The sequence below is a fragment of the Flavobacterium sp. EDS genome, assembly GCF_020991525.1.
GTDB lineage: Bacteria > Bacteroidota > Bacteroidia > Flavobacteriales > Flavobacteriaceae > Flavobacterium.
Map to the genome: position 1 here is coordinate 315,820 of NZ_JAJMOZ010000003.1, position 14,836 is coordinate 330,655.

15 protein-coding genes are annotated in these 14,836 nt (G+C 31.1%); 2 read left to right on the top strand and 13 right to left on the bottom strand.

Annotated elements, in window-relative coordinates:
* Positions 1–156 precede the first annotated feature (156 nt).
* The 6 genes from LPB87_RS06760 to LPB87_RS06785 all read right to left on the bottom strand — a co-directional run bounded on the left by LPB87_RS06760 (position 157) and on the right by LPB87_RS06785 (position 4,920).
* Positions 157–1,254: an AI-2E family transporter gene (locus LPB87_RS06760; RefSeq protein WP_129538205.1), complete on the bottom strand. Its 1,098-nt coding sequence runs from the start codon at positions 1,252–1,254 to the stop codon at positions 157–159.
* Between the two features lie 199 nt (positions 1,255–1,453).
* Positions 1,454–1,984, bottom strand: coding sequence for a mechanosensitive ion channel domain-containing protein (locus LPB87_RS06765; RefSeq protein WP_129541033.1), 531 nt, complete (start codon positions 1,982–1,984; stop codon positions 1,454–1,456).
* A gap of 17 nt (positions 1,985–2,001) precedes the next feature.
* Entirely contained in the window at positions 2,002–2,586 is a 585-nt protein-coding gene (locus LPB87_RS06770) for a Maf-like protein (protein WP_230605406.1), read from the bottom strand.
* Complete coding sequence (locus tag LPB87_RS06775) at positions 2,579–3,505, bottom strand: geranylgeranylglycerol-phosphate geranylgeranyltransferase (protein WP_129538207.1); 927 nt, start codon at positions 3,503–3,505, stop codon at positions 2,579–2,581. Before LPB87_RS06775 ends, LPB87_RS06770 begins: the two co-directional genes overlap by 8 nt.
* 142 nt (positions 3,506–3,647) lie before the next feature.
* Entirely contained in the window at positions 3,648–4,175 is a 528-nt protein-coding gene (locus LPB87_RS06780) for an HAD-IIIA family hydrolase (RefSeq protein ID WP_129538208.1), read from the bottom strand.
* The gene (locus LPB87_RS06785; RefSeq protein ID WP_230605407.1) at positions 4,159–4,920 is read right to left on the bottom strand and encodes a Rossmann-like and DUF2520 domain-containing protein; all 762 of its coding nucleotides are present in this window, start codon (positions 4,918–4,920) and stop codon (positions 4,159–4,161) included. Before LPB87_RS06785 ends, LPB87_RS06780 begins: the two co-directional genes overlap by 17 nt.
* A 197-nt stretch (positions 4,921–5,117) precedes the next feature.
* Between LPB87_RS06785 and ccsA the strand changes: the two genes are divergently transcribed.
* Positions 5,118–8,381, top strand: coding sequence for a cytochrome c biogenesis protein CcsA (gene ccsA, locus LPB87_RS06790; RefSeq protein WP_230605408.1), 3,264 nt, complete (start codon positions 5,118–5,120; stop codon positions 8,379–8,381).
* Between the two features lie 520 nt (positions 8,382–8,901).
* Here ccsA and arsB read toward each other — a convergent pair.
* The 7 genes from arsB to LPB87_RS06825 all read right to left on the bottom strand — a co-directional run bounded on the left by arsB (position 8,902) and on the right by LPB87_RS06825 (position 13,424).
* Positions 8,902–9,975 (bottom strand): ACR3 family arsenite efflux transporter, encoded by a 1,074-nt coding sequence (arsB, locus tag LPB87_RS06795; RefSeq protein ID WP_230605409.1) that lies wholly within the window; start codon positions 9,973–9,975, stop codon positions 8,902–8,904.
* Between the two features lies 1 nt (position 9,976).
* On the bottom strand, positions 9,977–10,597 hold the full coding sequence (locus LPB87_RS06800) for a protein-tyrosine-phosphatase (protein WP_230605410.1): 621 nt from the start codon (positions 10,595–10,597) through the stop codon (positions 9,977–9,979).
* 19 nt (positions 10,598–10,616) lie between these two features.
* Positions 10,617–11,102 (bottom strand): DUF6428 family protein, encoded by a 486-nt coding sequence (locus tag LPB87_RS06805; RefSeq protein ID WP_230605411.1) that lies wholly within the window; start codon positions 11,100–11,102, stop codon positions 10,617–10,619.
* 18 nt (positions 11,103–11,120) lie between these two features.
* Complete coding sequence (locus LPB87_RS06810) at positions 11,121–11,453, bottom strand: metalloregulator ArsR/SmtB family transcription factor (RefSeq protein WP_129538214.1); 333 nt, start codon at positions 11,451–11,453, stop codon at positions 11,121–11,123.
* A gap of 163 nt (positions 11,454–11,616) precedes the next feature.
* Positions 11,617–12,003 (bottom strand): DoxX family membrane protein, encoded by a 387-nt coding sequence (locus tag LPB87_RS06815; RefSeq protein ID WP_129538215.1) that lies wholly within the window; start codon positions 12,001–12,003, stop codon positions 11,617–11,619.
* A gap of 102 nt (positions 12,004–12,105) precedes the next feature.
* The gene (locus tag LPB87_RS06820; RefSeq protein ID WP_129538216.1) at positions 12,106–12,894 is read right to left on the bottom strand and encodes an anti-sigma factor; all 789 of its coding nucleotides are present in this window, start codon (positions 12,892–12,894) and stop codon (positions 12,106–12,108) included.
* Positions 12,894–13,424 carry a sigma-70 family RNA polymerase sigma factor gene (locus LPB87_RS06825; protein ID WP_129538217.1) on the bottom strand — a complete coding sequence of 177 codons (531 nt, stop codon included), beginning with the start codon at positions 13,422–13,424 and terminating at the stop codon, positions 12,894–12,896. The genes LPB87_RS06820 and LPB87_RS06825 overlap by 1 nt, the downstream gene beginning before the upstream one ends.
* Positions 13,425–14,010: 586 nt before the next feature.
* Between LPB87_RS06825 and LPB87_RS06830 the strand changes: the two genes are divergently transcribed.
* On the top strand, positions 14,011–14,598 hold the full coding sequence (locus LPB87_RS06830; protein WP_230605412.1) for a glutathione peroxidase: 588 nt from the start codon (positions 14,011–14,013) through the stop codon (positions 14,596–14,598).
* Positions 14,599–14,836: the final 238 nt, after the last annotated feature.

The following is a 14,836-nucleotide window of genomic DNA, read 5'->3' on the forward strand; positions in this document are numbered from 1 at the left end:
TCAGTACTGTCTTTTTTAGTTTCTTTTACTTGCGAAAATGAGCTTGTATAGCAAAAGCATACCATAATAAGTAACAGTAATGTTTTATATTGAAATAGTTTTATTATCAAAGTGTAATGTTTATAAATTCATTTAGATAGTACATAAAACGGTATTCTATTCTTTTAATTTTGTCTTTTTGATTTTCCAGTTAAATTTTTTTGGCAAATCATTACCGATCAGATATCCCCAAGGCTCAAGAGACTCAATTCTGTCAAATATTATTTTAAGAATAGCCAATAATGGTATTGCTAAAAACATTCCAGATATACCTGCAACTCCGCCACCTACAATGATTCCAACAATAGAGAAGAGCGCATTTATTTCTACTTTAGTATTTATAATTAAAGGTACGAGAATATTATTATCGATTAGTTGAACAATTATATTTACTATAAGAATTCCTAAAATAATTGATATTCCAGGAGTCCCAGTTAATGATGCTAAAACTGTTAATACACCTGCTATAAAGATTCCGATGTATGGAATCATGTTTAAAATACCTGTGATAAGACCTAACAAAATAAAATATTTTACACCAATAATATAAAGTCCTAAACTAGTTAATACAGCAACAACAAGCATTTCTATAATGAGGCCAACAATATAATTGTTTATGGATACTTTTATTTGAGTTAGAATTTCCTTTAGTTTATTATGATGTTCTTTCTTGAATAATTTTGCTAAAAATAGAATAAAATGTTTCTTATATAGTAAGAACAGAAAAATAAAAATAGGGATTATAGTGCAATCTAAAAGAACATCGGAGAGAGAGCCCAAAGCAGTACTTATTTTTTCGCCACCATTTTTTACTGAATCAGAAGTGACATTTTCAATGTACTTTTTTTGTTCGCCAGTACTAATATTAAAATTTGCTTTAATAAAGTTTTGAAAATCATTAAAAACTGAAATGGCATTTTTCTTAATTACAGAAAAGTCATTGGCAATATCACTAATCTGATAAGATATAAAAGTAAGTATTCCAATTATAATCAATACAAAAATGATAACGGTGACTATAGATGCTAGAAAATGGGGGAAGCGCAACTTAATATTTAATAATGTGAATAATGGTAGTAATAGTACCGAAAATAGAAAAGCTAATAGTATTGATGTTAGAATATCTTTACCAATAAAAAATATAAAGCCAATACAAATTATGCTTATTAAAACACACATTAGTCTTACGTAAAAAGGTAATTTAACTGTTTCCATAACTAATTTATTGAGATTAAAAGCTTTTATTACGACTAATAAAAACTAAGTTAAACAAATGTTATGTTTATTTACTTTTTTACGTTCTACATTTTTAAGATTAGCTTATAAAATTCCCATAAAAGTACAGACATATAAGCCATTTAAATAAATATAAGTTTTGAAACTCTTCGCTTAAATGACTTAACATATTTCGTTTTTAGTCAAAAAACTCTTTATCCTCAAAACGAGCTGGTATAATTGAGATTCCTTTCTGTAAAAGTAAATTATTAGGGTAAATTATTTTTTCTCCTTCTTTAGTTTTTAAACTTACGTGAAAAGCATTTATGTCTTCAATTTCGGCCTCGATTGGAAAATCCTTATCATGAATTTTGATAGAATCTCCGATTTTAAATGGAAAAGAAAAAAACAAAATAACTCCTGAGGTAATGTTACTTAAAATAGACCATTGTGCAAACATTGCCACACCAATAACAGTTGCTATAGAAGATACAGTAAGGAAAATATCATCAGTTTTGACTCCCCAAACAATAAATAACCCTATTATAAATAAAATATTGGTGAGTAAATGAATATACTTAATTATTAAAATGGTTCGATGTTCTAAAAAATGTTCTTTTCTAGCATATTTTCGAACTATTTGAGTAACAATGACTCTTGTAGAAATTGTTACTGCAATAAGAATTCCTGTTGCAAATATCTCTTTGGCATAATCGGTGAAGAAAGACATCATAGTAATTTATTATTTTAATCTAATGTACTTAAATATTCGTAAACTTTGTGTGTAGGTAAGCCCATAACATTGGTATAAGAGCCTTCTACTTTTGCAACGCCTACAAAACCAATCCATTCCTGAATGCCATATGCTCCAGCTTTATCATATGGTTTGTAATTTTTTAGATAATATAAAATAGCTTCATCACTTAATACAGTAAAGGTAACTTTTGTAGTATCGTTTATAATTACTGATTTGTCATTGGTTTTAAAACACACAGAAGTGATTACATCATGAGTCGTATTTGATAGTGATTTTAATATATTAAAAGCATCTTCTTCATCTTTTGGCTTACCTAAAGCTTTATCATTATACCAAACAATAGTATCGCTTGTAATTAGGATTTCGTTTGGGTTTAATTGCCCTTCAAACGCATTTGCTTTTAACTCGGCTAGATAATCGGTGATTTCAGCTCCTTTTAATTCCAGAGGATATATTTCTTCAACATCTTTTAATCGGATTTCGAAATCTAAATCTAAGTCTTTAAAAAATTGCTGACGTCTTGGAGAACCGGAAGCTAGTATTAAAGTATATTTTTCTAATTTTTGCTTAAGCATTGTATTTAATATTAAGATTGATGATTAAAATTGATAGAATTCCGAAGAATAAAATCCATTTTAAAATAGAGCTCAAATTATGAAACTCTTTTTTTGTTTTTGCAGTTGTTATTTTAGCAATGAAATATAATAGTGGAGCAAGTACAAATATAAAGGCATATAACGTAGCGATATAAAGATTGTAGGCTACAAAATAGTTATTGATATAGATTAATAAAAAAACAACTGGAATAATTGAAAGTGCAAAAACAATTTTGGCTGTTCGGCTAGTGCCAATTGCAATAGGCAATGTATTCATACCTTGGTTATAATCTCCGTTTACATCTTCGATGTCTTTTACAATCTCTCGCATAAAATTAATCATAAAAGCAAAAACAGCATAATCAAAAAGGATAGAGAACATACTTGCCATTTGTGCTCTGTTTTCAGCATCAGTAGCAGGGAATATATCAAAAACACCAATTATTATAACACTAAAAGACAATAATAGGGCAACAATAATGTTGCCTAAAATCATAATTTGCTTTAGGGTTGTAGCATAAAAATAAAGACTAGCCGCGACCAGAATAAAAATTGTTGCAAAACCAGGTCTCATAATTACATTCGATAAGTAAAAACCAATAGCAACGCCACTAATATTAAGAGCAACGTATATATTATAGGCTGCAGTTTCAGAAATGCTTTTACCAACTACAACATCAGCGGGTTTATTGATTAAGTCGGTTTCCTGATCAAAAATATTATTAATCACATATCCAGCGGCTGCAATTAAAACAGTACTTAAAACCAATAACGCATATTGCCAATGGGCTAGTGCCAAAGGGATATTTTGCAATTTTAAGAATCCATAACGGAATAATAGTTGCATAAAAGCAAGCATCAATAGGTTTTGGTAACGAATGAGTTTGAGGTATTTCATTTTTTTTACTAGGTGCTGAGGTACTAAGTGGTTAAGGTTCTAGATAGTAAAGATTTTAGAAAGGCGATATTTTATATAAAAGATTATCTTAAATCTTTTCATCTAACATTTCACAATCAACAATTCACAATCAACAATTAAATTAATCGTGTTTCCCATTAAAGTGTTCCATCCATTTTCCTTGTACTTTCATAACTTGTTCGATTACATCACGCGCTGAGCCTTTTCCTCCTTTTACGTGTGAGATATAACGACTAATTGTTTTTATTTCAGGACTCGCGTCTTGAGGACAAGTTGGTAATCCTACTAATTTCATTACATGATAATCAGGAATATCGTCACCCATGTATAAAACTTGCTCAGGATTAATATTGTATTTCTCAGTATATTCTTTAAAGGTTGCTACTTTATCTGGAGTTCCTAAGTGGATATCTGTAATTCCTAAATTACGTAATCGTACACGCACGCCTTCATTGCTTCCGCCAGAGATAATGCATACATTATACCCACTTTCTACAGCTGCTTTCATAGCATAACCATCACGGATATTCATCGTACGAAGAATTTCTCCTTCATTGGTTACAAAAACAGAACTATCAGTAAGTACTCCGTCAACATCAAAAATAAAAGTAGTGATGTCGTTCATTATTTCTTTATAACTTTTTGCCATTATTTTGTATAGATTTTGTTAGTAATGTGTATATTTTTTTTTGATTTTCATTTGATAAATAACTCAAATGTGATTCGATTGTTGTAATGTCATTGCGTTTTGCAGGACCCGTTTGAGCTTCAATAGGCGAAAGCGTATTAATTTTATTGGCAGTTTCGGCGATTAAAGGTTTTAATATATCAAATGAAACCTGATGTTCTTCGCATATTTCCTGTCCGATTTGATATAAATGATTAGTGAAATTATTTACAAATACAGCTGCAACATGCAATGCTTTGCGTTGTTCCGAATTGATGGAATATACCGCATCCGAAATGCTTTTAGCAACTGTTTCAAGTACCAAATAGTCGGTGTTATTTTCGGCTTCTAAACAAAGCGGAATCACTTTAAAATCGACTTCTTTATTCTTTGTAAATGTTTGTAAAGGATAAAAGACAGCACTTCTGTTTTTTGTATTAATTGCCTGTAATGAAGCAGTTCCAGAAGTGTGAGCTACTAGTTTGTTTTTAAAAGGCAATTGTTCAGAAACTATCGATATTGCATCATCAGAAACGGCAATAATATACAAATCGGCTTCTTTTAAAAGAGCAAGATCAGTTACAATTTTATTAGAATCGAGTAGTGGAGCTATTTCTTTTTTGGTTCTGGAATATACTTCGATAAGTTCAATCGCACTGTTTTTTGCGAAAGCATTTATTAAATGTTGCGATACATTTCCAGATCCAATAAGTGTTATTTTAATCATATTGCAAAATTAGCAATTTTTTTTAAAGGACTCCAGTAAGTAGCCAAGTTCGTTGATAAAATGAATTTAGTAAGAAAAATAATTCTTTAGGTTTGGTAGAAGTGCTTTATTTTGGATTTAATTAACAAAAACACGAATATTTGAGTCAACAATTTTAAGTACTTTTGTGCCACTTTATAAAATGTAATTCCTTAGTAATGGATAAAAAAATATTCTCCTTTTTGTTTTCTACACGATTAATGGCTGTCCTTTTTTTAACATTTGCAATTGCAATGGGGGTCGGGACCTTTATAGAAAGTAAGTACAATACCGACACAGCCAGAATTTTTATATACAACTCATGGTGGTTCGAGGTCATAATGGTTTTCTTCTTAATTAATTTCTTTGGAAATATTAAAAGATATCAATTACATAAAAAAGAAAAATGGGCAACTTTACTATTGCATTTGGCTTTCATTTTCATCCTTTTAGGAGCTTTTATAACACGTTATATTAGTTATGAAGGAATGATGCCAATTCGTGAAGGCGCTACCGAAAATCAGGTATATTCAGACAAAACATTTCTTACTGTTTTTGCAGATGGGGAGTTTAAGGGCGAAATGAAACGCCGTGTTTTTGAGAAAAATTTACTATTATCTCCAGTAGCTAATAACGATTTTAGTATTTCAGGTAAATTTGATGAAACTCCATTTGAGGTTGAATATAAGGACTATATTATGGGAGCCAAAGAAGTTATAAAACCAGATGCTAACGGAATTTTATATTTAAAATTAGTTGAAGCTGGTGAAGGTGGACGTGAAGAACATTTCCTTAAAGATGGCGAAGTGCAAAACATACATAATGTTTTATTTGCATTAAACAAACCCACAGAAGGAGCTATTAATATTAATACAACTGGTGAAGCTTATACGATTCAGACCCCTTTTGAAGGAGATTTTATGCGTATGGCTGATAAATTCAAAGGAAAAGTAACCAAGGATAATGTACAGCCATTAATGATGCGTTCATTATATAGCATCGGAGATATCCGTATTGTTTTTCCAGATCCAGCTGTAAAAGGAGTTATTGCTTATGAATCTAATAATGATTACAAAGCTAAAACACATGAAGATGCTTTGACAGTAACATTAAAAGCTGAAGGTCAGGAAAAAGAAGTAACGTTATTAGGATCAAAAGGTAGAATTGGAGATTTTAAAACAGTTAAAATTGGAAAAATTGATTATACTTTCTTCTATGGAAGTAAAGCTTATATACTGCCATTCAAGGTTAAATTGAATGACTTTATAGCTCAAAAATATCCAGGAACAGAGAAAAGTTATTCTTCTTTTGAAAGTAAAGTTACTGTTATAGATTCAACTAAAACATTTGATGCTAGAATTTATATGAACAACGTATTAGATTATAGAGGATATAGATTCTTCCAATCTTCATTTGATCCAGATGAAAAAGGAACAGTTTTATCAGTAAACCACGATTTCTGGGGAACTAACATTACTTATTTCGGTTATTATTTATTGTATTTTGGTCTAATGGCAATTATGTTTACTAAACATTCTCGTTTTGCTGACTTAAAGCGCAAACTAGAAAAAGTAAAAAATAAAAAAGCAAAATTTATTACTATTTTAGTTTTAATGTTGAGCTTCAACGGATTTGCACAAGAGCAACATGACCACGATCACGACCACGACCATGATCATGCAGCACATAGTACTGATCCTAATCATGACCATGCAAAAGACCATGACCACAATCATGCAGCAGAAACAAAGGATCCAAAGAATCATGCAAATCATGTTACGAGACCACCAAGTCAAAAACAACTTGATTCATTAATTAATATCTATAAAGCACCAAAAGAACATGCCGCCAAATTTGGTCGTTTGATTATTCAGGATGCAGGTGGAAGAATGAAGCCTATTAATACTTTCTCATCAGAATTATTGAGAAAAGTAAGTCATGATGATACGTATAACGGAATGAATTCTGATCAGGTATTTTTGTCAATGACACAATACGCTCAGGTTTGGATAGAAATTCCGATTATATACATTAAGTCAGGAAATGATAGTATTCGTAAAATTATCGGAATCGATAAAGATGCAGGCTTCGCTCCATTTATTAAATTCTTTGACGAGAAAGGGAACTATAAATTATCACCTTATTTAGATGCGGCTTATAAAGCGGCAAACCCGAATCAGTTTGAGAAAGATTTTATAGAAACTGATAAAAAGGTAAACCTAATGGAATCGGCTTTAAGCGGAAGTATATTAAAAATATTCCCTATACCAAATGATCCAGGCAATAAATGGATTTCATACTTAGAGATTAGCAATGCTGGTTTAAAAGGAATGGACGAAACGTATGTGAAGCAAATTTTACCAATGTATTTTGCAGCTTTAAATAATGCTTCGATTACAAAAGATTTTAAACAAGCTGATGAATTGCTGGAAAGTATCAACGGATTCCAAAAGAAATTTGGAAGTAAAGTTCGACCAAGCGAAGAGAAAATTACATCAGAGTTATTGTATAACAAATACGATGTTTTCAAGAAGCTTCCGTATTGGTATATAACGGCTTCTATTTTAATGTTCATTTTTACTATTGTAAATATATTCTTTGAGAAAAAATCGTTGCGCATTACGATAAATGTTTTCCATGTAATAATTGGGATTCTATTTGGTCTACATACAGTAGGATTAATAGCACGTTGGTATATTGCAGAACATGCACCATGGAGTAATGCGTATGAATCTATTGTTTATGTGGCCTGGGCAACAATGTTCTTTGGTTTGGCTTTTGATAGAAAATCAAAATTAACCGTTGCGTCATCTGCATTTGTAACTGCAATGATTTTAATGGCTGCTTACATGAACTGGATTGATCCAGAAATAGCTAATTTACAGCCTGTTCTTAACTCATACTGGTTAATGATACACGTAGCAGTAATTGTTGCTAGTTATGGACCATTTGCACTAGGAATGATATTAGGTTTTGTATCGTTGTTATTGATTTTCTTTACCAACAAGAACAACAAAGCCAAGATGGATTTAAATATTCAAGAAATTACATACATCAACGAAATGGCGTTAACTATTGGTTTGATTATGCTAAGTATAGGAAACTTCTTAGGAGGACAATGGGCCAATGAAAGTTGGGGACGTTACTGGGGATGGGATCCAAAAGAAACTTGGGCATTAATTAGTATTATGGTTTATGCATTTGTAATTCACGCTCGTTTTGTACCAGCTTTACGCGGAAAATGGTTTTTTAACCTAATGAGTATGTTTGCATTTGTTTCAATCTTATTTACTTATTATGGAGTAAACTTCCACCTGGTAGGATTACACTCTTATGCAAGTGGAGAAGCACATTCATTAGATTGGATATGGTATTCATTGGGGACAATTACACTGATAGGAGCTGTAACTTATCCAAAATACCGCAAGTATTATAAAAAATAATAAATTATTAGTTCACATAAAAAGGTTCAACTGTAAAAAGTTGAACCTTTTTTTATTTAACTTTTTCCCTCCTAAGTAGGTTTTATAAGTTTTAGTAACAGTATGGTTATATGAATCTTGTTGTAAATTAAGATTTTGAATTAGTAGCTACTTCCTGCTGTACACTATATCTTTTTATTTTTAAAGAAAAAATAAAAAGGATGCCGTTTCCATCAGGGCTAGGGTATTCGTTTTCATGATTAAACAATCAATATAAATCTGTAGCAGTTATTGAGAAACGAAAGTTCGAAAATAGTAAATTGATGTAGTAATGGCTCTCCAAACTGTATCGTATCAATGGGAGATCTTTTCTGTGTTAGGATGATAAGATTGTGTCTGCTTTTAAATGTGAAATTAAACGCAAAGTTTAGAAAGCATTATTGCAAAGAGTTATACACACCAGCTAAACAGCCTTTGTTCCGATAGCTATCGGAACGTTGTAGCTTAGTACCTCAGCACTTTAAAAGATGCCTTTGTTACTTTAAACCTCTGAGTTTTTAAAAGAAACTTTTTTAAACCAAAAAGCAACATTAACCAAAGCAATTAAGGCAGGGACTTCAACAAGAGGTCCGATTACGCCAGCAAAAGCCTGTCCACTATTAATACCGAAAACACCAATGGCGACAGCAATTGCAAGTTCAAAATTGTTTCCAGTAGCAGTAAATGCAATTGCAGTAGCTTTAGAATAGTCAGCACCAAAATACTTGCCAGTAAAAAAGCTAAATACAAACATTATTACAAAATAAAGAATCAGTGGAATAGCAATTCGTATTACATCCATTGGAATTTGTACAATTAATTCTCCTTTTAGACTGAACATGATTAAGATGGTGAACAATAATGCAATTAGCGTAATAGGTGAAATTTTGGGAATATATTTAGTTTCAAACCAAACGATTCCTTTTAGCTTAATAAGGATATAGCGACTGCCAATACCAAGTGCAAAAGGAATGCCTAAATAAATACTAACGCTTTCGGCAATTTGAAGAATTGAGATGTTTATATTAAAACCAGTATAACCAAAATAAGGAGGTAAAACAGTAATAAAAAACCAAGCATAAACACTATAAAGTAAAACTTGAAAAATACTGTTAAGTGCGATTAAACCTGCTGCGTATTCACGATTTCCATCAGCGAGGTCATTCCATACTACAACCATCGCAATACATCTGGCTAATCCTATTAGGATTAAACCAATCATATATTCAGGATAACCATTTAAGAATAATAAAGCCAAGCCAAACATTAAAAAAGGGCCTACAATCCAATTAAGAAATAGAGAAGCACCCAGTATGCGAATGTTTTTAAAAACTTCACCCATGAGTTCGTACTTAACTTTTGCCAATGGAGGATACATCATTAATATTAATCCAATTGCGAGGGGTATATTGGTCGTTCCGCTAGAAAAAGAATTAATAAAATCTCCGCTAGAAGGAATAAAATAACCAATGGAAACTCCTATAGCCATGGCAAGAAAAATCCAAAGTGTTAAAAAACGGTCTAGAAAACCAAGCTTTTTTCTTTCGGCTGTTGGGACGCAAGTGTTAGCAGACATATTATTTGTTTATTTGTGAGAAAACATAAAACATTTCGGTAGCAATTTGTGCACTGCGTTCCTGGTATTTTTCGAATTGTTGAGGTGTATTATCAAATGCTTTCGGATCATCATACGTAATTGGAATACGTTTTTCAGCACCAGCAATAAACGGACAGTCATCATCGGCCTGCGAACACGTCATTATAGCTGCAAATTCATTCTCAGGATTGAAACTAGCATCATAGGTTTTAGAAAAACCAATAATGGGATGTTTATTCGAAGCAAATTTTATTGAGTAGATGGAATTTTTGCCTTCCGAAATAATTTCTATTTTAAAACCCGATTCTTTTAGCGTTTTAGCTACCACAGGAAATAAAGCAGTTGCTTCAGTCCCTCCTGAATAACAAGAAACATTTTTTATATCAAAATATGCCGCAGCGGTCTGAGCCCAAACTTGTGCCAAATGACTTCTTCTCGAATTGTGAGTGCAAATAAAATGAAGTCTAATTTCTTGTAGCGTATTCACTCTGTTTTGTATAAAGACAATCAAAGGAAGCAAAATACTTTTACGCTCAGGAGGAATATTTTTAAAATCAAAAGAACCAATTGTGTTTTCGATTTCAGGAAAGAGTGTGCGCATATTTAAGATATTTAAAAAATTAGCAACAGCCTCCGCCCGGAGTACAAGATTTAGATTGATTTGATATATCCGAAAGATTTACTTTTTGTTTTTCCGATGGAATTCCACATTGATCCATAGCAAGGCAAGCCGTTTGTTTATTTAATAAAAGAAAATCTTTACCGTTAAAGTCTAAATCGTATTTGCCGATAGTAGTATCTTGATATTCGACTTCAATTTCAAAATCTTCCATTCCGATAGCTGTCGGAATCAAAACCTTTTCTGAAAGTTCGATAATATGAACCAGTTTTTGAGGTTTTAATCTATGCTCGTAATCATTAGCATCCCAAAGCTGAAAGTTTACAACCGTTTCTTTACGTACCGTTCCTCCACAATCTATAAAATTCTTGGTTATCAAACCAACTTCGGTAACGTGAAAATACTCGGGTACATAATTCCCATTTGGAAGCTGAAAATTAATAGCTTCAACAGTTTTTAAAATGTTTTTAATTTCTGAAAGTTTCATAGTTTTTATTTTTAATATTTAACAGCATTCATTATTTCTTTTCTCCAAATGTGCTGTAACATGTTGGAAAAAGACCTTGATTTTTTCAAATCCAGATTCGTTAATACAATAGCAAATTGCGTTTCCCTCGATACTTCCTTTTATCAAATTAGCATTTTTAAGCTCTTTAAGATGTTGAGAAATGGTAGGCTGGGAAAGTGGTAATTCGTTTACAATATCACCGCAAATGCATGCATTTACCTTTAATAAATATTCTATAATGGCAATTCTTGCAGGATGTCCTAGTGCTTTTGCCAGAATAGCCAGTTCGTTTTGATTGTCAGTAAAGAAATCTGTTTTAGTAGCTCCCATGGTTATATTTTTATATTGCAATATTACGATATAGATTTTTATAAAAAAAGAATTTTATATTTTTTTTAAGTTACTAAGGTTTTCTTAAAGGTTCTGAGGTACTAAGTTACAAAGTTCTGATACCTATCGGAACTTTGCCTCTTTGTACCTTAAGAAGAAGACTTTATTTCTCAGAACCTTTAATGATTCCATTTGGAAACATAATTGCTAATAATACGCAAATCAATAAAAAGTTATATTCCATTCCGTTTCTGCCACCACCTACAACAAACCAGCCTTCTTGAAAATGAACTAAAATAATTCCCATAATAAGTACTAAAATAGTAATAATTGCAGCAAAGTTGATGTACTTATTAGCAAGCAGAAGAACAGCTGCAACAATATGTGATAGCTTTATCGACCAGGCGAGGAATACACCAAGAGGAGCGAACCCAATTTGGTTTAAATAGAGGTTTCCAAAATCATTAATGCCATTATCAAATATTCCAAAAACACTGTGAGTAAGTAGAATAATAGCTACGGCAATTCTTAAAATTAAAGTACTGTTCATAAATTGAATTGGTTTAGTATTGGTTGAATGGAATTTTAAAATAATAAAAAACGCATATTAATTTATTTAAATATGCGTTTTAATTTTGTGATAGGTTATTTTTTATACCTTTCCTAAAGTGTACAATTGATCCATTGTAGGACTTGGGCTTCCGCCTTCAGGTTCAAGAGTAATTCCAAAAGCTTCAGCATAGCCAGTATCTTCTACTTTGAATAATTTTTGACTATTAGAATCAAAATCACTTAATAAACCAATGCTTGTAGGTGTAAGTACTGGACTAAGTTTAAGTGCCCATACTTGATATACTTTTCCTTTTGGAGGTTTTGGTAAACCAGCAGCATCAATATAGGTTACTTTGGTATCTTTATTCCAATAGGCTTTAGCATATGATTGAGGTGCTACAGCTTGTCCACCTAGGGTAACTCCAGTGTTTTTTATGTCTCTTACAATGGCCAAGCTTTGCGCAGTAACTTTATTTTCTTGATCTAAAAGTGCATAATCATTTTTCAATTTGTCTTTTTCACTCCCAACAATCGCTATTGCTTGCTTGGTTTGAGTGAGTTGTACATACTGGTAAGCAAAACCTAGTAAGAAGAGTACAGCAGCGGCCCAACCTACATATTGTGACCAAGTAGAAGCTGGCTTCATATCGACAACTTTACCATGTTTAAGTTCTAGTTTCGCTTTAATTTTTTCAAAATTAGCTACCGAATGAAAAGGTGAAAAGCTAGAAGATAGTGCTACAATTGCTTTTTCGATGGCTATAATTTCATTGTTAATTTCGACATGTTTTTTTGCCATAGCAGCTACTTCCATACTTTCAGATTCGCTAAGTAATCCATAAACATAAAGCTCTAAAATACCGGATTCTATATATTCTTTTGTTTCCATTATAATTTCAAATAAATTCGTAAGTCATTAATACAGTTTCTGTTTTGCGTTTTTATAGTTCCTAAAGGTATCGCCAACTCTTCTGAAGCTTCTTGTTGGGTATATCCTTTAAAGAATAATAAATCAATTATCGCAATACATTTTGGTTTGAGTTTTTTTACAAACTCATGAATTCCAATAGTATCGATTTTGTTGACGAGTTTATTACTGTCGTCTAATAGATGTACGAAATTATCTGATGAAAGGTTTTTTTGACTGTTATTAAAGTTTTTAGAACGAAGTTTGTCAATAGACGAATTTCGAGCAATATTAAGGATCCAAGTATAAAATCGACCTTTGCTTTCGTGGTAAGTATCGATGTTTTTCCAGATTTTCACAAATACTTCCTGAAGTACATCTTCAGCTTCTTCTCTGTTTTTTATAAGAACATTGATAACGGCAAATAAACTTTTAGAATACATATCGTATAGATAGGTAAAAGCTTTTTCATCTTTCTTATAAATTAATACCAATAATTCGTCTTGACTCATATTTTGTAGATTTAGGGTGAACAAATTTGTCTTTTTTATTTTAAAAAACTATAAATATTGTTAAAGCTGGTATAAATATAATTTAAAAATTTAAAGAAATAGTAATTTATTTATAATCAGAATGCTTTTATAAGTATATAAAGTATAATATATTAACTTTTTTTATGTTTTTTAAAACCATGCGTAAACTAATCTCGTATATGTACATTATGATAGTCTGAATGGGGGATAATTTAGACTTGAATAATTGATTGAATAGGGAGATAGGTTTCCATTCTAATGAGATTTTAGAACAATAAAGGCAAATATGGGGGATAATATTTAGCCTGCTTCTAGAGGTAAAAGATGAAGGAACGAATTTGGAAGCCTCTTTCCTAATTTTATGGTTTTGCAAAAGGAGTATATAGCTAAAGGCTCCTTTGTAAAAGAAAGTTTTAATGATAATAATTTAATTTGTTTGTTAAGGAAGCCTGATGTTTATATGCATCAGGCTTCTTTGGTTAATTAACAATTGTTCAATCATAAAATAAAGTGAAGAATGAAATCAGGTAAATCAATTTTGATTAATTTTATAAAAAATTTAATTATGAAAAGATTATTGTTTCTATTCTGCGGTGCTATGATTTTATTCAGTTGTCAGAATCAAGCGCAAACAAAGAAAAATAAAAATAACAAAAGTGAAAGCACTATGGAAAAGCAAACTATTTATCAGTTTAAAGTAGAAGATTTATCAGGGAATCCATTTGATTTTGCTTCTTTAAAAGGGAAAAAAATAATGATTGTAAATACAGCTTCAAAATGTGGATTAACACCACAATACAAAGATTTAGAAGCTATTTACAAAGAATATAAAGATAAAGGTTTTGTAATTGTTGGGTTTCCTGCAAATAATTTTGCATCACAAGAACCAGGAACAAATGAAGAGATTGGTGCTTTTTGTCAGCAAAACTATGGTGTAACTTTTCCTATGATGGACAAAATCTCAGTAAAAGGGGATGATATGAACGAAGTATATCAATTTTTGACTCAAAAATCTAAAAATGGATTGCAAGACTCAGAAGTAGAGTGGAACTTCCAGAAATATCTAATTAATGAAAAAGGAGAATTGGTAAAAGTAATTCATCCTAAAACGGTACCAACAGATCCAGAGATAATCAATTGGATTAAAAGTTAATTCATCAAAAAAACTAATTCAAAAGCGATTTTCAGGATATTGGAAATCGCTTTTTTTATTAATAAAATACCTTCTGAAACATAACCTGTATTAGTATATTCATTTTTTGTAATACGTATATAGATAATTTATACATTTACGAAACATAACTTAATTTATGGCTAATAAAGATTTGTTATGTGTTTAAGAAATGTCTTAATCTGATATTTTTTTAACGTATTAAACCATAAATATTGTT